We start from the raw sequence: 23,095 nt of genomic DNA, 5'->3' as shown, positions 1-23,095 counted from the left end.
ACTGGCAAGTGGGCCAGACCGGCAAGATCGTGGCGCCCCAGCTGTACATCGCAGCGGGTATCTCGGGCGCGATCCAGCATTTGGCCGGCATGAAGGACTCCAAGGTGATCGTGGCGATCAACAAGGATCCCGAAGCCCCGATCTTCAGCGTGGCCGACTATGGCCTGGAAGCCGACCTGTTCACGGCGGTGCCAGAGCTGGTCAAGGCCCTGTAAGAACACCCCTGTGCATACAAAGGCATCGCTTGCGATGCCTTTTTTTTGACGAAATTTCCCGGAGACATCCATGAGTTACACCGCACCCCTCAAGGACATGCTGTTCGCCATCGAGCACCTGGCCAACATTGAACAGATCGCCCAAATCCCCGGCTTTGAAGACGCGGGCCTCGACACGGCCGCCGCCGTGCTGGAAGAGTGCGCCAAGTTCAATGAAGGGGTGCTGTCTCCGCTCAACTTCGAGGGTGACAAGAACCCATCGAGCTGGAAAGACGGTGTCGTCACCACCACCCCCGGCTTCAAGGAAGCCTTCCGCCAGTACGGCGAAGGCGGCTGGCAGGGGTTGCAGCACCCGGCCGACTTTGGCGGCCAGGGCCTGCCCAAGACCATTGGCGCGGCCTGCATCGAGATGACCAACAGCGCCAACATGAGCTTTGCACTGTGCCCGCTGCTGACCGACGGCGCCATCGAGGCGCTGCTCACGGCCGGCAGCGACGAGCTCAAGGCTACCTACCTCGAGAAGCTGGTGACCGGCGAGTGGACCGGCACCATGAACCTGACCGAACCCCAGGCGGGCTCGGACCTGGCCCTGGTGCGCACACGCGCAGAGCCCCAAGCCGACGGCAGCTACAAGGTCTTCGGCACCAAGATCTTCATCACCTATGGTGAACACGACATGGCCGAGAACATCGTCCACCTGGTGCTGGCCCGCGTGGCAGGTGCGCCCGAGGGCGTCAAGGGCATCAGCCTGTTCGTGGTGCCCAAATTCATGGTCAACCAGGACGGCACGCTGGGCGCGCGCAACGACGCGCACTGCGTGAGCATCGAGCACAAGCTGGGCATCAAGGCATCGCCCACGGCGGTGCTGCAGTTCGGCGACCACGGTGGCGCGGTGGGCTACCTGGTCGGCGAGGAAAACCGTGGCCTCGAATACATGTTCATCATGATGAACGCCGCGCGCTACGCCGTGGGCATGCAGGGCATCGCGATCTCCGAGCGCGCCTACCAGAAGGCCGTGCAGTACGCCAAGGACCGCGTGCAGAGCCGCCCGGTGGACGGCTCCATTGCCGCCAGCGCTGCCATCATTCACCACCCCGATGTGAAGCGCATGCTCATGACCATGCGCGCCACGGTGGAAGGCTGCCGCGCCATGGCCACCGTGGCAGCTGCCGCATTCGACGCCGCGCACCACCACCCGGATGCCGATACGCGCAAGCAGAACCAGGCGTTCTATGAATTCATGGTGCCGCTGGTCAAGGGCTACAGCACCGAGACCAGCCTGGAAGTGACCAGCCTGGGCGTGCAGGTGCACGGCGGCATGGGCTTCATTGAAGAAACCGGCGCCGCGCAGTACTACCGTGATGCCAAGATCTTGACCATCTACGAAGGCACCACCGCCATCCAGGCCAACGACCTGGTGGGCCGCAAGACGGCACGCGATGGCGGCCAGGTGGCCAAGGGCATCGCCGCGCAGATCGAGAAGACTGAAAGCGAACTGCTGGCCAGCGGCACCCCAGCCGCCCTGGCCGTGGCCAAGCGCCTGACTGCCGCACGCAAGGCGCTGCTCGACGTGATCGACTTTGTGGCCGGTGGCACCAAAGCCCAGCCCAACGCCGTGTTCGCGGGCAGCGTGCCCTACCTCATGCTGGCAGGCAATGTGGTCGCGGGCTGGCAACTGGCGCGCAGCCTGCTGGTGGCGCAGGAACTGTTGCAAAAGGGACAGGACGCAGCCTTCATGCGCGCAAAAATCACCACGGCCCAGTTTTATGCCGACCACATCCTGGTGAAGGCCCCCGGTCTGCGCGACAGCATTGTGGAAGGGGCCGCCAGTGTGACCGAGCTGGCGCTGGAAGCGTTCTGAGGACCGCAGCCGCCAGCCGTTGAGGAGTGAGGCAAGGCCTGTACAGGGTACAGGATTTGCTATAAAAACAATAGCTACTTGCGCTTGTTGAATAAGCGCTAGAGGCTTATTTCAATCAAAAACCTGTTCCTGGAAGTTGTTGCCATGTCCAAACTGCCTCCCGTTTTGCAGAACCTCTCGCTCCCCGTCATCGGGTCGCCGCTGTTCATCATCAGCAACCCCAAGCTCGTGATCGAGCAGTGCAAGGCCGGCGTGGTGGGTTCCATGCCCGCGCTCAATGCCCGCCCAGCCGAGTTGCTCGACGAATGGCTGGCCGAGATCACCGAGACGCTGGCCGCCTACAACAAGGCGAATCCGGACAAGCCCGCCGCGCCCTTCGCCATCAACCAGATCGTGCACAAGAGCAATGACCGCCTCGAGCACGACATGCAGGTCTGCGCCAAGTACAAGGTGCCGATCATCATCACCAGCCTGGGCGCGCGCGAGGACGTGAACCAGGCCGTGCATGCCTGGGGCGGCGTGGTGCTGCACGACATCATCAACAACAAGTTCGCCCACAAGGCCATCGAGAAGGGCGCCGACGGCCTGATCGCCGTGGCCGCCGGTGCCGGTGGCCATGCGGGCGTAAAGAGCCCGTTCGCGCTGATCCAGGAGATCCGCCAGTGGTTCGACGGCCCCATCGCGCTCAGTGGCTCCATCGCCAGCGGTGATGCGGTGCTGGCGGCACAGGCCATGGGCGCAGATTTTGGCTACATCGGCTCGGCCTTCATCGCCACACACGAAGCGCGTGCCAGCGATGATTACAAGCAGGCCATCGTTGCGGGCAGCTCCGACGATATCGTCTACAGCAACCTGTTCACCGGCGTGCACGGCAACTACCTGGCCCCATCGATCCGCGCGGCTGGCATGGACCCCGACAACCTGCCCGAATCGGACCCGAGCAAGATGAACTTTGGCGGCGACGCCAAGAAAGCCTGGAAGGACATCTGGGGCTGCGGCCAGGGCATTGGCGCCGTCAATGCCGTCACCAGCACGGCCGAGCTGGTCGCCAAGTTGCGCACCGAATACGAGGCGGCCCGGGCACGGCTGAAGCTCTGACCCACGGCTCGTTGCGTTTCCCCCTTCATCGCCCGCATCGCGCCATCATGTGCGTGTTGCGGGCGAAGCCATTTGTAGGCTGAGCGCGACAGGGCAAACCCCCAATAGACGGTTTGGTTGCGGATGATGATGATGGTTTATAACCAGAAATCCACTCCGGGCTGTGCTGATCGGTGGGGCGCTGGGCAACTTTTTGAAAGCTGGGGGCCTGTGATGTTTCGTCCGTTTTTGGTGCTGTTGTTGGCCCTTGGCGCCAGTGGTTGGGTGCAGGCCCGCAACGAGGGCGTGACCGCCGATGAAATTCGCCTCGGGGCATCGGCTGTGCTGTCGGGCCCGCTGGGGCCCCAGACTGCCCAATACGGCGAAGGTTCGCGGCTCATGTTCGACGCGGTGAACGCTCAGGGCGGCGTGCATGGCCGCATGATCCGCTACACCACACTCGACGACGGTTTCGACCCACAAAAAGCGGTGGAGAACACGCGCCAGCTGGTGGAAGCCGACAAGGTTTTCATGATCTACAACAGCACCGGCACGGCGCAGACGGCGGCCATCCTGCCGCTGATCAAGGAGCACCGCACGCTGCTGTTTGGTCCGGTCACCGGGGCCTCGGTGTTTCGCGAAACCCTCAACCCCTATGTCTTTCACGTGCGTGCAGGTTATGCGAGCGAGGCAGGAAAAATCGTCTCGCAGCTGCGCCAGCAGGGCATGAGCCGCGTGGCCGTGTTCTACCAGGATGACGGGCTGGGCAAGACCTTGCTGGCAGAGCTCAAGAAAGCCTCCGACGAGGAAAAACTGGCCTTCGTGGCAGAAATCAAGGTAGACCCCAAGCAGCCCGACTTTGCCGCCGCGGCCCGGGCCACCGAAGCTGCCCAGCCCCAGGCAGTGATCGTGGCGACCGCAGGAACCACGTTCACCAGCTACATCAAGGCTGTGCAATCGACAGCGGCGCGGCCTGCGTACTACGGATTCTCCGTGGCCAGCATGGACGTGATCCACCGCGAACTCAAGGACAAGGCGCGCGGCATCATCCTGGCGCAGATCATGCCGTCGCTGCGCAGCACCACGGTGCCCGTGGTAGCCGAATACCTGGCCCTTCTGCGCGCCAAGTCACCAAGCGCCCAGCCTTCGGCCTCGCAGTTCGAGGGATTCGTGCATGCCCGGCTGCTGGTGGAGGGATTGCGCCGCACCGGGCGCAACCTGACCACGGAGTCCTTTATCAAGACGATGGAAGATGCCGGTGAAATATCCTTTGGGCGCTTTAACGTCAAATACTCGCCCAAGAGCCACAACGGCTCCACCTATGTGGAGCTGGCGATCGTGGATGCCGAGGGTAGCTTGAGATATTGAGCCCCCTTGGAGCCTGTTCACGATCTCGCAAGGGATTTCGTTCCAACCATCCGGGCAGCGCTCGTCACACAGGCTGGGGCGGGATGTGGCACCGTGTCAGCCGGATTGCGCGCCGCTCACAACCCATATGTCAGCTCCCGCGCCTTGCCCCAGAACACCCGGTACATGAAGATGGTGTAGAGAATGATCGCGGGCAGCGTGATGGCCATGCCGATGCCGATCACCACCAGCGATTCGGTGGCGCTGGCGGCTTGCCACACGGTCAGGCGGTCGATCACGATGTAGGGATAGATGCTGTAGGCCAAGCCCAGGAACGCCAGCACAAAGATCAACACGGTGGCCCCGAACACGATCCAGCCGTAGCCCGCCTGCACTACCCGTGGTGTGCCCAGTACGTGGCGGATGGCAAAGAAGGCCGCCACGCAGGCCAGCGGGATGGGCAGCAGCGCAAACAGCTCGGGCAGCACAAACCACTTGGCAAACACGGTGGGGCTGACCAGCGGTGTGGCCAGTGAGATGCCCATGAGCGCAAACCCCATGGGCCACAGTGCCCCCTGTCCCCACCGGGCGGCCTTGCGCTGCAGATCGCCATCGGTCTTCATGAGGAGCCAGCCTGCGCCGAGCATTGCGTAGGCCGCAGGCAGGGTGATGGCAATGCCTGCGGAGAACAGCAGGCCCCAGGTGTCATTCTGAAAACCGGTGATGTACGCCCCCAGCATCCAGCCCTGGGCCAGGGTGGTCGCCAGCGAGCCTGCCGCAAACAGGCGGTTCCAGGTAGTCTTGTGCGTGTCGCGGGCTTTCACGCGAAAGTCGAACGCCACACCGCGCAGTATCAGGCCCACCAGCATGACCGCCACGGGCAGGTACAGCGCCGACAGCACCACGCCGTGCGCTGTCGGAAAACAGATCAGCAGCACGCCCACGCCCAGCACCAGCCAGGTCTCGTTGGCGTCCCAGAAGGGGCCGATGCTGGACACCATCACGTCCTTCTCGGTGTCGCTGGCGAAAGGCAGCAGGATACCCACGCCCAGGTCGTAGCCGTCGAGGATCACATAGGCCAGCAGGGCCAGGCCCATCACGGCCATGAAGATCAGGGGCAGGGCGGTGGCCCAGTTCAGTGCATCCATGGGGACCTTCCTTAAGCGGTGCGAGGGGCCGGCGCGGGGTGGGGCACTGCAGGCGTGGGCATGGCCGGGTGTTCGGCCATGTACTTGATCACGCCCACATAGGCTACCAGCAGCAGCCCATAGACGATGAGGTAGGCGGCCAGCGTGCTGGCGACCAAGGCGGGCGCATGTGGGGCCACGGCGTCGGCGGTCTTGAACAGGCCATAGACCAGATAGGGCTGGCGGCCGATTTCGGTCACGTACCACCCGGCCAGCGTGGCCACCCAGCCCGAAAATGCCATACCCACCAGCGTGACGAGCAGGGGCCGGGGCAGGGTGGCCAGGTCTTGCTTTCGGCGGCGATACAGCACAAAAGCACCCACCCAGGCCACGGCAAGCATCAGCATGCCCACGCCCACCATCACGCGGAACCCCCAGAACACGGGCGCCACCGGCGGATGGGCGCCGGGGAACTCGTTCAACCCTTTCAGCTCCGCGTCGATGTCATGCGCCAGGATCAGGCTGGCAGCCTTGGGGATCTGCAGGGCGTAGTCCGTGCGGCTTTCCTTTTCGTTGGGCAGGCCGAACAGCGTCAGGGGCGCGCCCTTCTCGGTATGCCAGATGCCTTCGATGGCGGCGATCTTGGCCGGCTGGTGTTCCAGCGTGTTCAGGCCATGCAGGTCGCCCATGAAGATCTGCAGCGGGATCACCATGGCCACTGCGGTGATGGCCGTGCGCAGTGCGTTGCGCGTGCCTTCGTTGGCCACGCCCTTGATGAGCTGCCAGGCACTCACCCCGGCGATCAGAAATCCTGCGGTGAGGGCCGATGCCAGCAGCTTGTGGCCCAGCCGGTAGGGAAAGGACGGGTTGAACACAATCGCCAACCAGTCCACGGCGTGGAACTTGCCATCGATGATTTGGTAGCCCACGGGCGTTTGCATCCATGAGTTCAGGCTCAGGATCCAGAAGGCTGACAGCGTGGTGCCAAAGGCCACCATCAGCGTGGCAATCAGGTGCACTCGCTCGGACACGCGCCCCCGGCCAAACAGCATGATGCCCAGGAACGTGGCTTCCAGGAAGAAGGCCGTGAGCACCTCATAGCCCAGCAGCGGTCCGGCAATATTGCCCACATGCTCCATGAAGCCCGGCCAGTTGGTACCGAACTGAAAGCTCATCGTGATGCCCGACACGACACCCATGGCAAAGGTCAGCGCAAACACCTTGGTCCAGAAGTAGTAAGCCTGCTCCCAGCCCTGTGCGGCCGGTGTGCCCCGTGTGGCCGTGTGGCGCAGCCGAAAGAACACCAGAAACCAGCACAGCGCGATCGTGATGGTGGGGAACAGGATGTGAAAGCTGATGTTGGCCGCGAACTGGATGCGCGACAGTGTGAATGCATCCATGCTCAGCCGCCCTTGCCGGTCGCGCTGCCGCCCTTGCCGGTGAGCCGGTCCTTGAACTCGAGCACGCGGGTCACGGCTGTGCCCATGCCCATGAGCTGCATCGCCGTCTCGGGCGCCAGGCGCTGTACATCGTCAAACCAGGTCATGAGCCGGTCGATGAGTTCGTGCATCTCGCGCATACGCTCCTGGGCGTGGCGTTCCTCATCGGAGGAGGGTTCTTCGAGCAGCGCCATGCGCAGCATCGACAAGGTGGGTTCGATCTCGCGGCGGCGGCGTTCTTCAGCCAGCACACGGAAGATCTCCCACACATCCTTGGGAGCCTCGAAATATTCGCGCCGGTCACCCGGCTGGTGGCTCAGTTTTACCAACCGCCAGGCCTGTAGCTCCTTGAGCCCCATGCTCACGTTGGAGCGCGAGAACTCCAGTGTTTCGGCGATCTCGTCCGCATTGAGCGGGCGCGGCGACAGGAAGATGAGGGCGTACATCTGCCCCACGGTGCGGTTGATGCCCCAGCGGCTGCCCATTTCGCCGAAGTGGGCCACGAACTGGCGGTTCAGGGGGGGAAGGGTTTTGACATAGGTCATGGAGGCGTATTGTGCGCCAATTTATTGGAATTTCAGTATTTACTGAAAATTCAGTAAATTATGGAGTGCATCGCATTGACAAGGCGGAGACACGAAGGGCATGCAAAAAACCCCCTGACAGAGGACAATACCGGGTTTGCCCCAGGGTCATGCCGCGCTCTGGCTGGTTGAGTCCATCCACAACAACATGTCTTCCCCCACCTCCCGCACACCGCTGATCGACATGATCAAAGGCATGGCGTGCGCCACCATCGTCTGGCACCACCTGGCCTTTTACGGCCCGATGTCAGACATCGCCCATCCGCTGGCGCCCACATTGATGGCCTGGCTGTATGACTACGGTCGCATGGCCGTGCAGGTGTTTCTGGTGCTGGGCGGCTACCTGGCCGCCGCCAGCCTGGCGCCACAGGGTGTGGCACGTTTTGACCATGCGGGCAATGCCATTGCCAAACGGTTTGTCCGGCTGGTGGTGCCTTATGCCGTGGCATTGCTCCTGTCGGTGGTGGTGTCCGCGCTGGTCCGGCACTGGATGGAGCACCCTTCGGTGCCTGAGCAGCCCACGCTGTCCCAATTGCTGGCGAACGCCTTGCTGCTGCAGGACATTGTGGGTGAAGACGCGTTGTCCGCAGGGGTCTGGTACGTCGCCATCGACTTCCAGTTGTTTGCGTTGACCGTGCTGCTGCTTGCGGGCGTCAAGGCGCTGCCAGGGGCCTGGGCGCGGCGGCATGCGGCTGCCCTGGCCCAGGTGCTTGTGGTGGCGGGCACGGCGGCTTCGTTGTGGGTGTTCAACCGCATGGGGGCCCTTGACATGTGGGCACTGTATTTTTTTGGAGCCTACGGGCTGGGCATGCTGGCGTATTGGGCCGTGCGGGCGCCCCATGGGCACCAGGCGCAGGGCTGGCTGGCGGCCATGGTGCTGCTGGGTGGTGCCGCGCTGGCGATGGATTTCCGGGGCCGCATTGCTGTGGCCGTTGTCACGGCGCTCTGCCTGGTCGCAGCCATGCGCTCCGAGCGTGTGCGGTCATGGACAGGGATTGCGCCACTGGTGCAACTGGGACAGATGTCCTACTCGGTCTTCCTGGTGCATTTCTCGGTGTGCCTGCTGGTCAACGCAGTTGTTAGCCAGCTGTGGCCGGACTCGCCGGTGCTCAATGCGCTGGGCATGCTGCTGGCCTTTGCTCTCTCGCTCGCAGCGGGGCGACTCTTGTACCTGCGGGTGGAGCGGCATGTGCCGTCGTGGGCCACGGCCCTGCGCTGGCAGGCGGGACTGGTGGGCACGGGTTTGTTGGTGGCGGTCTCGAACAACTGGGCCTAAGCATTCGGACCATTCCCCGGAGGCGCTGCGCACCATCTCCCTTCTCCCGAATGGCTCCGACATTGGGGAAGGAGGGCGCAGCCAGTGCGGCGGGGCGGCCCTTAGACGTGTTCACACCGTGGGCCGCAAAGGGGCGGTAAAACCGGAGTACGCGTCAGGTGGGCGGCAAGCGCTCGCGGCGTTTGCGTTGCTGGTCCAGAAACCAGGCCATGAAGGGCAGTAACAGCATCGATCCTGGAATCACCCAGATGAACAGGTAAGGGCTGACGGAAGACGCTGACCGCATCACATCGCGCAAATGGGCGCGTTCCGTGGCGTCCCAGTTGCCCTGGCGCCGCTGCTGCACGAGCCACACCACAGAACCTTTCATTGTCGCCATCTCGCGTTTGAGACGGCTTTTCTCGCGGCTGTTGCCGGCGAGGAAGGAGCAGAACCACTCGGGGGCCCGTTCCATCCGCCGCTGGAATGCGAGGGTGGAATCCGGATCGAACGTTTCAGGCAGCGCGGTGGGATCTGGAGGGGGCGGCGTGGTCATGGCGGGTGCCATTGTCGCGGCACATGGCACTGCGCGCTACCCCCCCACCTGCGAAACCGGCGCTTTCCTGGTCAGGGCCGCCGAGCAAGGGCTGCCCCGCGGCGAGGGCTGCGTATCCCTGCGCTCAGCGTAGCGATGCGGGAGCGAGGGGAGGGCTCGTAGGGCCTCAGGGGACAAATTCAGCGGTGCAGCTCGCCCGCACTTTCAGGCTGGTACAAGATGTCTTTCACCTGCACCGTCATCGACTTGCCGCCTGGCCCGGGCCAGGCCAGTTCATCGCCCACCGCCAGGCCCAGCAAGGCGCTGCCCACGGGCGCAAAGATCGAGAGCCTGTCCGTGCTGCCATCCATGTCGCGCGGGTAGACCAGCGTCAGGCAGAACTCCTTGCCGGTCTCCAGAATCGAGAACTGCACGGTGGAGTTCATCGTGACCACATGGGGCGGAATTTCTTCGGGCGCCACCACGTCTGCCCGGTCCAGCTCTGCCTGCAACTCGGCCTTGCCCGGAAAGACGCTGGCCGGGATCGCGGCCAGCAGGGCCTCGATGCGGTCAACGTCGAGCGACGACAGGATGATCTGGGGCTTGCGCGCCATGGCGGTACCTCGGTAGGTGGTTGCAAAGCGCGGGACTGTAGACCATCGCGAATCTCGCACTGCCGTGCGCGGTCAATCTCCCTGGATGTTGCGCGCCTTGATCAGTGCGCCAAACCGCGCGCTGTCGATGGAGGCCCGTGCGTTGAAGTCGGCGGGCGACATGGGGGCGGGTACCCCGCCCAGCGCCGCGATGCGGTCCTTGACGGCCTGCGTGCCCAGCACCTTGTTGATCTCCCGGTTCAGGCGTGTGACCACGTCGGGCGGAGTGCCCGCGGGTGCATAAAAGCCAAACCAGGTGTCTGCGTCAAAGCCCTTCAGGCCCACTTCGTCCAGTGTGGGAACGTCGGGGAACAGGGGCGAACGTCTGGCGCTGCCCACGGCCAGCAGCCGGAGCTTGCCCGCCTTCACGTGTTGCAGGCCGATTCCGGGGTCGAACATGAAGTCCAGCTGACCCCCCAGCAGGTCCTGCATGGCGGGTGCCGCGCCCCGGTAAGGCACATGCACCGCAAACAGATTAGCCTGGGCCTTGAGCATCTCTGCCGCCAGGTGGGGCGAGCTGCCATTGCCCGGGGTGCCAAAGCTCAGCTTGCCAGGGTTGGCCTTCAAATGGGCCAGAAACTCCTGGATGGTGTTGACCGGCAGCGAGGGCCTCACCTCCAGAAACACCAGCACCCGCGCTGCGGCGGCCACGGGTGTCAGGTCCTTGACCGGATCAAACGGCATCTTGGGATACAGGTGCGGGTTGACCGACACCATGCCGCCCGAGCTCATGAGCAAGGTATAGCCATCGGCCGGGGACTTGGCCACGGCCTCCCCGCCGATGTTGCCGCCCGCACCGCCACGGTTTTCCACCACCACCGGTTGGCCCAACGCGGCCTGCAGGGGCTGGGTGACGGCGCGCGCAATCTGGTCGGCTGCGCCCCCTGCGGGAAAATTAACGATGACCTTGATCGGCTTGCTGGGCCAGGTGTCTGCCATGGCTGCGGTGGTGAGCAGCAGGCTGGCGGCGGCGCATGCCAGCGCGCTCAGCAGGTGGCGGGTGGTTGGGGCGGGCGGGTTGTGTACGGTTTGCATGTTTGTCTCCGGTCAAGGTGAGTGCCCGGTTGTGCCGGGTCTGGTGTGTCGGGGTGATGCGGTGAGCAGGGAGGGCCGGGTCGTGTGGGGACTTTCAGGCCACATCCACCTCGACCAGGATGGCGTGCTGGCTGGCCAGCGCGTCGCGCAGCACCTGTTGCAGCAAGGCGGGGTCGCTCACGCGCACGGCCTCGCAGCCCTGGCCACGGGCGAGCGCAAGGAAGTCGAGGTCTGGCAGGTCTGTGCCTTCGAGCTTGTCGCCTTCGTGGAATCCGAAGGTGGGCGCGAACTCCTGCAGCGCCGCGTAGCGCCGGTTCTTGAGGATGATGAAGGTGATGGGTAGCTTGAGCTGGGCCGCACTCCACAGGGCCTGGATGGAGTACATCGCCGAACCGTCACCTAGCAGCCCGATCACCTTTTTGTCCGGTTTGGCCAGTGCCACACCCACGGCGGCGGGCATGCCATAGCCCAGGCCACCGCTGCACATCGTGTAGAAAGTTTCGCTCTGCACAATGGGCAGGTAGGCCTGCATGGCCGCGCGCGAGCTGGGGGCTTCTTCCACCACGATGGACGCCGCGTCGCGCACCTCGGCCAGTGACTGCATCACATACGGAACGCTCATCAGCGGCCCCAAGGGTTCCACGCGCGGGCGCGCCGGGCGGGGTGGGGGCAGGGCGCGCGGCGGTGGTGCCGGGCGTGCCAGCAGGTCCAGCACCCCCAGACGGATGCCACCCACGGCCGAGGTGCCTTCGGGCGTCCAGGCGGCGGTGCCGGGGTCTTCGATCAGTTGCACAAGTTGTGCACCGGGTGGCACATGGGGGCCGAACCCTTCCACGTGGTATGTGAAGGCAGCGGCACCCAGCGCAAACACGAGGTCATGGCCCGCGAGCAACGACACGATCTTCTCGCGCATGGGGGGCAGCACCCCGGCGAACAGACGGTGGTCCTGCGGAAAACCACATCGGCCCGCCATGGGGGCAATCCACACGGCTGCGTGGTGCCGCTCGGCTAACTGCACTACAGCATCCCACGCGTGATCTCGGTCCACCGCCGCACCCACCACCAGCACGGGGCGCTGCGCGGCGTCCAGCGCGTTGCCAATGGCGTCCAGCACGCGGGGCTCGGGCCGCGTTTCGGTGCTGACCATGCGGGCCTTCAGCGGCTCGCAAGGCTTTTCCCAGTCGTCGGCAGGGATGGAGACCAGCACCGGCCCGCGCGGCTGCTGCATGGCGATGTAGTAGGCCCGGGCAATGGCCAGCGGCACGTCTTCGGCGCGGGCGGGCTCCACGCTCCACTTCACGTAGGGCTTGGGCAACTCGGTGGCCTGGCCCGAGAACAGGAATGGGTCGAACGGCAGGATGGACCGGGCCTGCTGGCCTGCAGTGATCACCATGGGCGTGCGGTTCTTGTGCGCCGTGAAGATGTTGCCCATGGCATGCCCCACACCGGCCGCCGAATGCAGGTTCACAAACGCGGCGTTGTGGGTGGCCTGCGCATAGCCATCGGCCATGCCCACCACCACCGATTCCTGCAGGCCCAGGATGTAGCGGAAGTCGCTGGGGAAATCGAGGAACAGCGGCAACTCGGTGGAGCCCGGGTTGCCAAAGATGGTGTTGATCTGGAATCCACGCAGCAGGTCGAGCACCACCTCGCGTACCGAAGGGCGGACGGATGCGGGGCGCGTGGCGGTTGCGGCTTTTTGAGGAGAGGCCTGGTGCATGGCGGGGGTGTTGCGTGATGAAGGCCTTGATCTTCGGCCTGCATGCTCTATCCATCAATACAATGAAATGACTAAGCAGTATTCAATCAATGCATATCAAGGACATCGACCTCAACCTGCTGCGGCTGTTCGATGCGGTCTACCGCACGCGCAACGTGAGCCGGGCCGCCGAAATGCTGGACCTGACCCAGCCAGCCGCCAGCCAGGCGCTGACGCGGCTGCGGTTGCTGATCAAAGACCCGCTCTTTGTGCGCGCGGGCGGCGGCGTGCAGCCCACTCCCAAGGCCGACCGGCTGGCTGACGCCGTGCGCAGCGCGCTCGGTTTGCTGGAAGAGGCCCTCAACGAGTCGGCCCTGTTCGACCCCCTGCAGTCGCGCAAGGTGTTCCGTGTCCACATGAGCGATATCGGCGAGGGGCGATTTCTGCCTGCCCTGATGGCCGCTCTGCAGGCCCAGGCGCCTGGTGTGCGGCTGGAGACGCAGCCCGCGCCGCGCAGTGACATTGCGCCCCTGCTCGACAGCGGCCGCATCGACTTTGCGTTCGGTTTTCTGCCCACCGTGAAAGACACCCAGCGCGTGGAGCTGCTCCGGGACCGGTACATCGTGCTTCTGCGCGCGGGCCATCCGTTCACCCAGCGCCGGCGCAGCGGGCCCGCCTTGCTCCAGGATCTGCGGCAACTGGAGTTTGTGGCGGTGCGCACCCACTCGGACACCTTGCGTATCCTGGAGATGCAACAGCTGCAAGACCGCCTGCGCCTGACCACTGAGCATTTCATGGCGCTGCCCTCCATCGTGCGCGGCACGGACCTGGCCGTGGTCATGCCCCGCAACATCGCCCAGACCTTTGCTGCCGACGCGGGCTACACCATCATCGAGCCCGCGCTGCCGCTGCGTGACTTCACGGTGTCGCTGCACTGGAGCCGCCGTTTTGAAAGCGACCCCGGCAACCAGTGGATGCGCGGTTTGATCGAAAAACTCTTCAGGGAGTAGGGCTGCGGCCCTTCCTGGCTCGGTGCGTGCATGGGGAATCAAATAACTGTATATTTATACAGTTATGAAGCACAGCTCCGCCACCGATCCTGACCTGCCAGAAGGGCCGGTGGAAATACGCATACCGGTCCAGGCCATCCGTGGCAGGGGTGCTGCCACAGCCATGCCGCACCGGTTCACGCGCGATGTGCGGGAGGTAGTGGATGATGGCTGGGGGCGCGTTGGCCAGGACGCTAGCGGGCAGGGAAATGGTGATGATGATGCTGGTGAGGACTGCGCGCCGGCGCCCGCCACCACCGTGCACCTGGAGACCGCGCGCAGTGCCATCTGCGCCAACGATTCGCCCGACATCTTTTTCGAGCTGTCCGTCAATCCTTACCGGGGCTGCGAGCACGGCTGCATTTACTGCTACGCACGGCCTACACACAGCTACCTCAACTTCTCGCCAGGGCTCGACTTTGAAACGCAGATCGTGGCCAAGCACAACATTGCCGAGGTGCTGCGCAGCGAGCTGAGCGCACCGCGCTACGTGCCCCGTCTGATCAACATCGGCTCGGCCACTGATTGCTACCAGCCTGTGGAGCGCGAACTGAAGCTCACCCGCAGCCTCATCGAGGTGATGCGCGACGCACGCCACCCGTTTTCGCTCATCACCAAATCCAGCGGCGTGGAGCGCGACCTGGATTTGCTCGCCCCCTTGGCCGCGCAGCGCCTGGCGGCGGTGTACGTCACCATCACCACGCTCGATGCCGCCCTGGCCCGCCGCATGGAGCCGCGCGCCGCAGCGCCCCACCGGCGCCTGCGCACCATCCGTGCGCTGGCCGAGGCGGGTGTACCCGTGGGCGTGAGTGTGGCGCCGCAAATCCCCTTCATCACCGAAGACATGGAACAGGTGCTGGAGGCCGCTCGCGATGCGGGAGCGCGCACCGCCTTCTACACCGTGCTGCGCCTGCCGTGGGAGCTGGACACCCTGTTTCGCGAATGGCTCACGGTGCACTACCCGCAGCGCGCCGCCCGCGTGATGGCGCGCGTGCAAGACCTGCACAACCTCACGGACGCACAGCGTGGCGCAGGCAAGGCCTACAACAGCGACTTTGCCTCCCGCATGAAAGGCAGCGGCCTGTGGGCCGACCTGGTGCGCCAGCGTTTTGCCACCACCTGCCGCCGCCTGGGCCTGAACCGCGAGCGCGAAGGCCTGGACCTGGGCCAGTTCAGGCCCGGGCTGCTGCGAGGGCAGGGCAGCCTTTTTTAGAAGCCTGCTTCCGGACTCTCCGGGCCTGCACCACCAAGGTGACGCCACGCCTTGCCCTGGTGCCCTTCTCACAATCTGCGCAGCAGGCCCCCAAAAACGCAATTCGCTGCTGCGGCACCCCGCTGGTTCAGTGCCCGCTGGCGGGCACCCGCTCCTAAGCTTCTTACACCCCGATGTGGCGCTGGCCGCGTCGACAAAAGTTTGCTTATTTGAGGAGTACCCATGGCCTTGCGTGATTTCAAAGTGCTGACCTTTGATGTGGTTGGCACCCTGATCGACTTTGAAGGTGGCATGCTGGCCTACCTGCGCCAGGCGGTCCCCGCCAGCCCTGTGACCGATGAGCAGTTTTTGGCCGCCTACCGGGCCGCCCGCAAAAGCCCCGACACTGACTGGTACCCCAACGACCTGGTGCGCTGCTGGCACGCCATCGCCCCGCAGTTGGGCCTGCCCGACAGCAACGCGCTGGCCGAAGGCTTTCGCGACTCGGTCGCGCAGTGGCCCGCGTTCCCCGACTCCATCGAAGCCCTGGCCCGCCTGCACAAGCACTTCAAACTTGTGACCATGACCAACGCGCAAACCTGGGCGTTGCAGCACTTCCAGAAAACGCTGGGCTCGCCGTTTGACCTGCTGCTCAGCTGCGACGACGCCCTGTGCGAAAAGCCCGATGCCCGCTACTTTGCCTACGCCCGGGGCCGCTACGAAGGTGCCTGGGGCTACACCCAGGCCGGCAATTTGCACGTGGCGCAAAGCCAGTACCACGACATCGGCATCTCCAAGAAGCTCGGTATCACCACCTGCTGGATCGAACGCCGCCACGGCCTGACCAGCTCCGGCGGCACCATCGAATCAGAGCACACCGTGCCCGACTACCACTTCCACACCCTGGCCCAACTGGCGGACGCCGTGGAAGCGGGCCAATGACCCAGGCACTGGATATGGCCGCGCTGGCCGAGCCTGTGGCAGACCTGCTGCCCGATCTGGTCGCGCTGCGGCAAGACCTGCACGCCCACCCCGAGCTGGCCTACGAAGAGCGCCGCACCGCAGGCATCGTGGCGCAATCGCTGCGCCTGCTGGGCCTGCAGGTGGCCGAAGGCGTGGGCGGCACCGGCGTCGTGGGCACGCTGCATTGCGGCGGTGCCGGTGCGGGCCCCAGCGTAGGTTTGCGGGCCGACATGGACGCCCTGCCCATGGTGGAACTGGGCCAGCACGCCTACACCAGTCGCCACCCTGGCACACACCACGGCTGCGGGCACGATGGCCACACCAGCATGCTCATCGGCGCGGCGCGCCAGCTGGCCCGCACCCACCAGGCGCTGGGCCTGTGTGGAACGGTGCAGTTCATCTTCCAGCCTGCCGAAGAGGGCAAGGCGGGGGCCGCCCGCATGATCGAAGACGGCCTGTTCGATCGCTTTGCGTGCGACAGCGTCTATGCCTTGCACAACTGGCCCGATCTGCCCCTGGGCCACGCGCAAACGCGCCCCGGCCCCATCATGGCGGCGGCCGACCGGTTTGACATCACCGTGCGGGGCAAGGGCGGCCATGCGGCCCAACCCCACCACACCCCCGACGCCATCCTGGCCGCCAGCCAATTGGTGGCGCAGCTCAACACCATCGTGGCCCGGCGCATCGACCCCAGCGAATCGGCCGTGCTGTCCGTCACGCGCATCGAAGGCGGTCACAGCCACAACGTGCTGCCCGCCGAGGTGCAGATCACCGGCACCGTGCGCAGCTTTGATGCCGCTGCGCAAGACCGCATCGAAGCCGCCCTGCGCGCCACCGCCCAGGGCGTGGCCCTGGCCAGTGGCACCGAGGTGCAGGTCAGCTACCAGCGCTACTACCCCGCCACCATCAATACCGCCGCCGAGGCCGCGCTGGCGCTGCAGGCTGGCCAGGCCGTGGGCCTGCAGGCGGAGGTGGCGTCCCGCGCTGCCTTCACATCGGAGGACTTCGCCTTCATGCTGCAGCGCAAGCCCGGTGCCTACCTGTGGCTGGGCCAGGGCCGCGCCAGCCCTGGTCCCGAGGGCGAACGCGCCCTGCACCACCCTTGCTACGACTTCAACGACGACGCGCTGCCCTTGGGGGTGCGCTGGTTATGCGAAATCGCCGCCCGCGCCCTGGCGGCGCAGCCCACATCCCGCTAACCCTGCTTTGCACGGTTTGCCAGCCTCAGTTTTTTCAGACACCCGCCATGAGCATCACCATTCTTCAAAACACCGCCACCGTCAACGGCCTGCAAACGCAGGGTGGCCCTGCACGCCCCATCACCCAGCCACCGTGCGCCTTCAGCGGCCTCGACATCGACCTGCCCGGTGTGGGCTCCCACCAAACCGGCATCTGGGAATGCACCCCTGGCCGGTTCGAACGCCAGTTGCCCAACGCCGAAGTCATGCACATCGTCAGCGGTGCCTGCACCTTCACCCCCACCGGCGGCGAGCCGCAGCACATCCAGGCGGGCGACACGCTGTTCTTCCCCGCCCACACCACGGGCGAATGGCACATCACCCAAACCCTGCGCAAGGTGTTCTTCATCGTGGCGCAGTAGGCTACCTACGGGGTATTAAAATTCAAGGAAAATTGGCTTTCAGCGCTTATTGGTAAAGCGTTAATTGCTATAAAAATAATATTAAATGAGCGTGGCACCACAAAGCCTGCGCTACCCCACCCACAGCCGCTGCACCATCTGCGTGTACAGCGGAATGCCCAGCACGATGTTGAGCGGAAACGTCACCCCCAGCGACAGGCTCACATACAGCGACGGGTCCGCCTCCGGGATGGCATAGCGCACCACCGCAGGCACGGCGATGTACGACGCGCTGGCCGCCAGCACCATCAGCAGCACTGCGTCACCTGCGGGCACATTTGCCAGCCACGCCAGCCCCAGGGCCAGCGCCGCATGCGTGATGGGGGCCAGCACCGCATACGCCAGCAGCCAAGGCGACTGTTGCCGCACCGAAGGCAGGTTCCGCGCGGTCGACAGACCCATGTCCAGCAAGAACAGGCACAGCATGCCCTTGAACAGGTCGCCCGAAAACGGCTGCATGGCCACCTTGCCCGCGTCGCCCGTCAGCAGGCCGATCACCATCGCGCCCAGCAGCAACAACTGCGTGCCATCGGTAAACGACTCGTGCAGGATCTTGCCCACCGACAGGCTGGGGCCCACCTTGGCAGGGCTGTGGCAGCCCAACGCGGCTGCACCCGCAGCCGCCATTGCTACCACCTGCGGAGCGCTAGCGGCTACCGTCTGCTTTTGCCGCATGGCATTGGCCAGCAGCACCGCCAGGATGATGGCGGGCGACTCCATCAGCGCCATCGCCGCCGCCATGTAGCCACCGTAGGCAATGTGTTGCGACTCCAGGTACTGCGTGGCCGTCACAAACGTCACCGCGCTGACTGACCCATACGTGGCCGCCACCGCCGCCGCGTTGAAACCCGACAGCACCCGCCGCAACAACACAAAGCCCATCAGCGGCACGACCACGGCCAGCAGCACCGCCAGCCCCAGGCTGCTGGCCACGCTGGGCGTAAATCCAGACGCTGCCAGCGCAAACCCGCCCTTGAGACCTAGCGCCATCAGCAGGTAGATGGACAAGAACTTCGAGATGGCTGCGGGCATCTCCAGGTTCGACCGCACCAGGCCCGCAAATACGCCCAGGGCAAAAAACAGGATCGCCGGGTCCAGCAAGCTTTGCATCATTCAACTCCTTGGGCGGCAATGCTATGCAGGGCTGGGTGCAAAGTAAAATCGATTTGATTGTGCTTATCTATAGATAAAAATCTATGAACATCACCTTTCGCCAGCTTCGCCTTTTTCTGGCACTGGCCGAAACCGGCAGCGTCAGCGCCGCCGCCCGGGTCATGCATGTCACCCAGCCCACCGCCTCCATGCAGCTGCGCGAAGTGACCCAGGCCGTGGGCCTGCCGCTGTACGAAGTCATCTCGCGCCGCGTGCACCTCACCGAGGCGGGCCACGCCCTGGCCCGCACCGCGCGCGCTATTGCGGGCGAGTGGGATGCATTTGAGCAACGGGTGTCAGGCGCCAAGGGCCTCACCAGCGGGCGCCTCAAGGTCGCCGTGGTCAGCACCGCCAAGTACTTTGTGCCCCGCCTGCTGGGCAGCTTCTGCAAGCTGCATCCGCAGATCGACATCTCGCTCGAAGTGCTCAACCGCGACCACGTCATCACGCGCCTGCGCGCCAACCAGGACGACCTCTACGTCATGTCCATGCCCCCCGCTGACTTGCCATTGGAGGACCAGATCCTCATGCCCAACCCCCTGGTCGTCATTGCCCCTGCAGGCCACAAGCTGGCCGCCAAAAAACGCATCCGGCTGGAGCAATTGCAGGAAGAGCGCTTCATCCTGCGCGAAAAAGGCTCCGGCACCCGCATGGCCACGGACGCGCACCTGCGCCAGCTTCGCTTTACCCCCAACGCCGTGCTGGAGCTGGGCAGCAACGAGGCCATCAAGGAATCGGTGGAAGGCCAGCTGGGCGTCTCCATCGTCTCCTGCCACAGCCTTGGCCCCCACCATGAAGGGCTGGCCGTGCTCAACGTGTCGGGTTTCCCCATTCAGTCGCAATGGCACCTGGTTTGGCCCAAGGGCAAACAGCTGTCACCGATTGCGGAGGTGTTTCGGGGGCATTTGATGGGAGAGGTCGAGGGGTGGATGGGCAGGTGAGAGTGCCGTTTTTTCGATCGAACGGCTGTACCTGGCCAGAAGCAGCCGTTGGTACGTATGGAAGCGGGCGCTCAACGCTCGATGTCAGGTGCCTGCCGCAGGTAGGCCCCCTAGGCGGAGGGGCTAGCCCTCAGTCTGTAGAACAGTCTCAACAATCTTTCCCTTCGCAAGTGCCTCAACTGAGTGGGCAAAGGTGCGTAGCTGCTCGTAGTTGGTATTGAGCTCTACTGCGACCATAGACTGTGCTTCGGGCCGATCTTGACCCTCGTCGACTGGGGTCGCCAGGGTGACTCGACAGCCAATCTGCCCTATCGATCCGATGGGATAAAACCTGAGGCCGAGATGAAGCTGCTCGAGGACTGACCCTGACTTCGCCCAGTAGCCTCCCTCCAGCGAAAGTGGCGCGTCAGACGGCAAGGGATACGCAGAGACAAGAGTCTCCGCAAATTCAAAGAGTCTTTGAGCATCGAACCATGCGGAGCCAATGCCTGAGAATTTCCCTGATGCGACCTCGGCGAACAGCTCACCCGTTCCATCGGAGTCAGACTCGAACCACAGACGCAGAGTACTTGGCATGGTGATGATGCTTTACTTAATCCTGTGACATGAACTGGAGGCTGCGAGATACCAATCCATTTTGAAACAATGACCGCTTTAGGAAAGGGCGCCCACTGCTGGCTCAGGGCCCTGAGCAGATCCTTTCCACAAACTGCGTAATCGAGCCCTGTTTTTCAGGTAGCAAGCAGCACTCAAAAATATGACGAAATTGGCCTCCAGCGCTTATCTGTAAAGCGTCAAAAGCTATTCATTCAATAGCATCTGCCGTCTCAGACCAGTACGTCCCGAATAGACCCGTCCTTATCAAACTGTGCTTTGGCAAACGGGCACAGCGGAACCACCTTCGTGCCCGTCGTCCGGGCCCACTGGACCAGTGCGCCCAGCAACGCGCGCCCCACGCCCTGTCCGCTGAGCGAAGGGTCCACCTCGGTGTGGTCCACGATGACCATCGTTGCGTTGGTGCGGCTATAAGTCATCTCGGCAAGGCGCTGACTGTCCTTCTCCAGATAGAAGGCTCCTTTGGCGTCGTGCTCCTGGTGTTTGATGGTGTGTTCCATGGCTTTCATGTGGACAGGGTGGGTGTTGTGTGGCCTGGCGGAGGGACGAAAAAAGCAAGCTCTATGGTCCCCTGCGCCGTTCGATCAAATCGGCCCGGTCCATGAACCCGAAATGATTGCCGCAGTATCCGTACGAGCTTTCGCTCAGCGGATTCGAGTATGGCGCAAATGACCGCGGCGATTGGATATTGCAGAGCACTTGAAATGCATTTTTGGTCACCACTGGAACCTTGTTTTTCTTTCGTCATGCACATCGTCTTCTGGCTCGCAGAGATCCGGGTCAAGAACTCGCAAGTGCTTCGGCGAGCGCACTGACACCTGTGAGCTCGGCGCCCTGCGGTGTCATGCAGATGAGCAGTTTCCTTCGGGCCCACGTGTCAGACAGCGCAACAATTCGGGTTTTCTTTGGATCGCTGAAGCGCGACGCTGCGCTCTCCGGAACAACCGCTGCACCCACACCGGCTGCCACCATGTGTGCAATGGCATCAAAGCCGCCAAGCCTTACGCGGTGGCGCGGGACACGGCCACTGCGGCTTGCCTGGGATGCGAGGAAGCGGCTGAGCCCGCTGTCGCGGGACAGGCCCACCAGCGGATGCTGCAGCAGCTCGCCAAAAGCTAGGGAACGCTGCGAGCCCCAGGGCCCGCGCCGGGGCAGGAGTGCCACAAGGCGGTCGTCCTTCCAGGGCTGCACAACAAGCCCCGATGTGTCTACATAGTCCGCCAGGATGCCGAGGTCTGCCGTTCCACGGCGCAGCGCATCCAGCGCGGCATCGCTGGAAAGCTCTTGCACATCGACATCCAGCTCGGGGTTGCTGACCAGGAAATGCCCGAGTACGCGTGGCAGGGCCTCCGACATCGCTGCTGTATTGCAAAGCAGGCGCACGGTGCCGCGCAAGCCGTTGCCAAAGCTCGCCATCTCGACGTGCAGGGACTCCAGCTCCGCCAGCACCCGGCTGGCGTGGCGTGCAAAGGCCCGGCCTGCGTCGGTGGGCACCGCACCGGCTTTCGAACGGTCCAGCAGACGGGCTCCAGTGGCCGCCTCCAGTGCCTTGAGGCGTGCACTGGCCGCTGCGAGCGACAAATTCACCGCTTCGGCGGCCGAGGTGATGGTGCCGTGCGCCACCACCGCCGAGAAGAGGTGCAGGTCGAAAGGATTCACGCGGTAGTCTGTGGTGCGGCGGGTGGCGATAACCATGGTCGTCGTCTTCCTCTTGAAAAGCCGAAGGATAGGCGGTGATCTACTGAATGGACAAGGCACCGTGCGACCGACACCATGCCGCCATGGAAACCAATCAGGTGCTGCTCGTGGTCTTGGTGTTCGCCCTGGCGGGCGGTGTGAAAGGCATTACCGGCATGGGACTGCCGACGGTGGCCGTGAGTCTGCTGGGGCTGTGGATGGCGCCAGCGCAGGCGACGGCACTACTGGTGCTTCCATCACTGGCGACCAACATCGCGCAGTGTCGGGGGCCGCACCTGTGGCCACTTGCCCGGCGCCTGTGGCCGGGATGGGCCGCGATCGTGGCGGTCACGGCTTTCACGCCTGGCCTCGGCGCGGTAGGGGGCGGTGGCTCTGCCGGCCGTTGGCTGGGCGCCGTGCTGGTCTGTTATGGGTTGTGGGGCCTGTGGCGGCCCACCTTGCCGGACCTTTCGGGGTGGGGGCGCTGGGCCGGCGCAGTGGTGGGGGCTGCAACGGGGTTCGTCACTTCGCAAACCTCCGTCTTCGTGGTGCCCTGGGTTCCCTACCTGCAATCTCTGCGTCTGCAGAAGGACGAAATGGTGCAGGCCCTGGGTCTTTCATTCACCGTGGCGACCTTGGCGTTGGGGGCGAGGTTGCATGCGTCAACGCAGGCCGAATGGTGGTCGGTGTCGATGGGGGGCGCACTGTGCGGCGCATTCATGGGGGCGTTTGTTGGTTTGACATTCGGCGAGGTGTTGCGCGGCCGGCTCGCGGGGCCGGCTTTCCAGAAAACGCTGTTCCTGGTCTTTACTGCACTCGGGGTTTCCAACCTCGTGCAGGCCGGATGAGACGGGCATGAGCCCCGTTGCGAATTTGCAGGCGGCTGCCGCCCTGCTAGAGCGGGCGTATCGGTTGGCGCTGGTGCTTCAGAACGTCCAACCGTGCGATGGTGAAAATGCAGGGTTCGTTGCTGCAGAACTTGTCGAGGTGCTGGACGAGGCACGCGTTGCGCTGCTCAAGGCCTGAGTGATGGGCGGGAC

At 64.2% G+C, this 23,095-nt stretch carries 23 protein-coding genes; 13 read left to right on the top strand and 10 right to left on the bottom strand.

Annotated features, from left to right (window positions below):
• The 4 genes from IB243_RS26820 to IB243_RS26805 all read left to right on the top strand — a co-directional run.
• The coding region (locus IB243_RS26820) for an electron transfer flavoprotein subunit alpha/FixB family protein (protein ID WP_225585410.1) at positions 1-215 on the top strand (215 nt) is incomplete at its 5' end.
• Between the two features lie 70 nt (positions 216-285).
• Entirely contained in the window at positions 286-2,076 is a 1,791-nt protein-coding gene (locus tag IB243_RS26815; protein WP_192430098.1) for an acyl-CoA dehydrogenase, read from the top strand.
• Positions 2,077-2,220: 144 nt separating this feature from the next.
• Positions 2,221-3,174, top strand: coding sequence for a nitronate monooxygenase family protein (locus IB243_RS26810; RefSeq protein ID WP_010460107.1), 954 nt, complete (start codon positions 2,221-2,223; stop codon positions 3,172-3,174).
• A gap of 213 nt (positions 3,175-3,387) precedes the next feature.
• Complete coding sequence (locus IB243_RS26805; protein ID WP_057270734.1) at positions 3,388-4,521, top strand: ABC transporter substrate-binding protein; 1,134 nt, start codon at positions 3,388-3,390, stop codon at positions 4,519-4,521.
• Between the two features lie 116 nt (positions 4,522-4,637).
• Here IB243_RS26805 and IB243_RS26800 read toward each other — a convergent pair whose 3' ends face one another.
• The 3 genes from IB243_RS26800 to IB243_RS26790 are packed head-to-tail and all read right to left on the bottom strand — an operon-like array spanning position 4,638 to position 7,611.
• Positions 4,638-5,648: a cytochrome d ubiquinol oxidase subunit II gene (locus IB243_RS26800; protein ID WP_057270733.1), complete on the bottom strand. Its 1,011-nt coding sequence runs from the start codon at positions 5,646-5,648 to the stop codon at positions 4,638-4,640.
• 11 nt (positions 5,649-5,659) lie between these two features.
• Positions 5,660-7,027: a cytochrome ubiquinol oxidase subunit I gene (locus IB243_RS26795; RefSeq protein WP_192430097.1), complete on the bottom strand. Its 1,368-nt coding sequence runs from the start codon at positions 7,025-7,027 to the stop codon at positions 5,660-5,662.
• A gap of 2 nt (positions 7,028-7,029) precedes the next feature.
• Complete coding sequence (locus IB243_RS26790; RefSeq protein WP_010460115.1) at positions 7,030-7,611, bottom strand: GbsR/MarR family transcriptional regulator; 582 nt, start codon at positions 7,609-7,611, stop codon at positions 7,030-7,032.
• 187 nt (positions 7,612-7,798) lie between these two features.
• Here IB243_RS26790 and IB243_RS26785 point away from each other — a divergent pair, with 187 nt between their 5' ends.
• The gene (locus IB243_RS26785; protein WP_057225032.1) at positions 7,799-8,926 is read left to right on the top strand and encodes an acyltransferase; all 1,128 of its coding nucleotides are present in this window, start codon (positions 7,799-7,801) and stop codon (positions 8,924-8,926) included.
• A gap of 154 nt (positions 8,927-9,080) precedes the next feature.
• Here the strand turns inward: IB243_RS26785 and IB243_RS26780 are convergent, their stop codons facing one another.
• The 4 genes from IB243_RS26780 to mdlC all read right to left on the bottom strand — a co-directional run bounded on the left by IB243_RS26780 (position 9,081) and on the right by mdlC (position 12,848).
• The gene (locus IB243_RS26780) at positions 9,081-9,461 is read right to left on the bottom strand and encodes a hypothetical protein (protein WP_010460118.1); all 381 of its coding nucleotides are present in this window, start codon (positions 9,459-9,461) and stop codon (positions 9,081-9,083) included.
• A gap of 179 nt (positions 9,462-9,640) precedes the next feature.
• Positions 9,641-10,054: a nucleoside diphosphate kinase regulator gene (gene rnk, locus IB243_RS26775; protein ID WP_192430096.1), complete on the bottom strand. Its 414-nt coding sequence runs from the start codon at positions 10,052-10,054 to the stop codon at positions 9,641-9,643.
• A 72-nt stretch (positions 10,055-10,126) separates the two neighbouring features.
• A complete protein-coding gene (locus IB243_RS26770) occupies positions 10,127-11,128 on the bottom strand; it encodes a tripartite tricarboxylate transporter substrate binding protein (RefSeq protein ID WP_010460122.1) in 1,002 nt (333 codons plus the stop codon).
• 94 nt (positions 11,129-11,222) lie between these two features.
• Positions 11,223-12,848 (bottom strand): benzoylformate decarboxylase, encoded by a 1,626-nt coding sequence (gene mdlC / locus IB243_RS26765; protein ID WP_192430095.1) that lies wholly within the window; start codon positions 12,846-12,848, stop codon positions 11,223-11,225.
• An 89-nt stretch (positions 12,849-12,937) separates the two neighbouring features.
• On the opposite strand from mdlC, the gene IB243_RS26760 reads away from it, so the two are divergent.
• From IB243_RS26760 to IB243_RS26740, 5 genes are all read left to right on the top strand, one after another.
• Entirely contained in the window at positions 12,938-13,837 is a 900-nt protein-coding gene (locus IB243_RS26760; protein WP_192430094.1) for a LysR family transcriptional regulator, read from the top strand.
• Positions 13,838-13,901: 64 nt separating this feature from the next.
• Positions 13,902-15,089, top strand: a complete 1,188-nt coding sequence (locus IB243_RS26755; RefSeq protein WP_192430093.1) for a PA0069 family radical SAM protein — start codon at positions 13,902-13,904, stop codon at positions 15,087-15,089.
• 222 nt (positions 15,090-15,311) lie between these two features.
• Complete coding sequence (locus IB243_RS26750; RefSeq protein ID WP_192430092.1) at positions 15,312-16,010, top strand: HAD-IA family hydrolase; 699 nt, start codon at positions 15,312-15,314, stop codon at positions 16,008-16,010.
• Complete coding sequence (locus IB243_RS26745; RefSeq protein WP_370540401.1) at positions 16,007-17,230, top strand: amidohydrolase; 1,224 nt, start codon at positions 16,007-16,009, stop codon at positions 17,228-17,230. Before IB243_RS26750 ends, IB243_RS26745 begins: the two co-directional genes overlap by 4 nt.
• Before the next feature lie 47 nt (positions 17,231-17,277).
• Entirely contained in the window at positions 17,278-17,631 is a 354-nt protein-coding gene (locus tag IB243_RS26740) for a cupin domain-containing protein (RefSeq protein WP_192430091.1), read from the top strand.
• A 111-nt stretch (positions 17,632-17,742) separates the two neighbouring features.
• Here IB243_RS26740 and IB243_RS26735 read toward each other — a convergent pair whose 3' ends face one another.
• Positions 17,743-18,780 (bottom strand): sodium-dependent bicarbonate transport family permease, encoded by a 1,038-nt coding sequence (locus IB243_RS26735; RefSeq protein ID WP_192430090.1) that lies wholly within the window; start codon positions 18,778-18,780, stop codon positions 17,743-17,745.
• Positions 18,781-18,866: 86 nt separating this feature from the next.
• Here IB243_RS26735 and IB243_RS26730 point away from each other — a divergent pair, with 86 nt between their 5' ends.
• Entirely contained in the window at positions 18,867-19,763 is an 897-nt protein-coding gene (locus IB243_RS26730; protein WP_192430089.1) for a LysR family transcriptional regulator, read from the top strand.
• Positions 19,764-20,590: 827 nt separating this feature from the next.
• Here IB243_RS26730 and IB243_RS26720 read toward each other — a convergent pair.
• A complete protein-coding gene (locus tag IB243_RS26720; protein ID WP_348981573.1) occupies positions 20,591-20,887 on the bottom strand; it encodes a GNAT family N-acetyltransferase in 297 nt (98 codons plus the stop codon).
• Between the two features lie 271 nt (positions 20,888-21,158).
• Positions 21,159-22,073, bottom strand: a complete 915-nt coding sequence (locus IB243_RS26715) for a LysR family transcriptional regulator (protein WP_192430087.1) — start codon at positions 22,071-22,073, stop codon at positions 21,159-21,161.
• Positions 22,074-22,159: 86 nt separating this feature from the next.
• On the opposite strand from IB243_RS26715, the gene IB243_RS26710 reads away from it, so the two are divergent.
• On the top strand, positions 22,160-22,903 hold the full coding sequence (locus tag IB243_RS26710; protein ID WP_192430086.1) for a sulfite exporter TauE/SafE family protein: 744 nt from the start codon (positions 22,160-22,162) through the stop codon (positions 22,901-22,903).
• Between the two features lie 7 nt (positions 22,904-22,910).
• A complete protein-coding gene (locus IB243_RS26705; protein ID WP_192430085.1) occupies positions 22,911-23,081 on the top strand; it encodes a hypothetical protein in 171 nt (56 codons plus the stop codon).
• Positions 23,082-23,095: the final 14 nt, after the last annotated feature.

The sequence above is a fragment of the Acidovorax sp. ACV01 genome (assembly GCF_014851495.1).
In the GTDB taxonomy this organism is placed as follows: domain Bacteria; phylum Pseudomonadota; class Gammaproteobacteria; order Burkholderiales; family Burkholderiaceae_C; genus Acidovorax; species Acidovorax radicis.
Note: the sequence above shows the minus strand (reverse complement) of the source record. Positions and strands in the feature narration are given on the sequence as shown.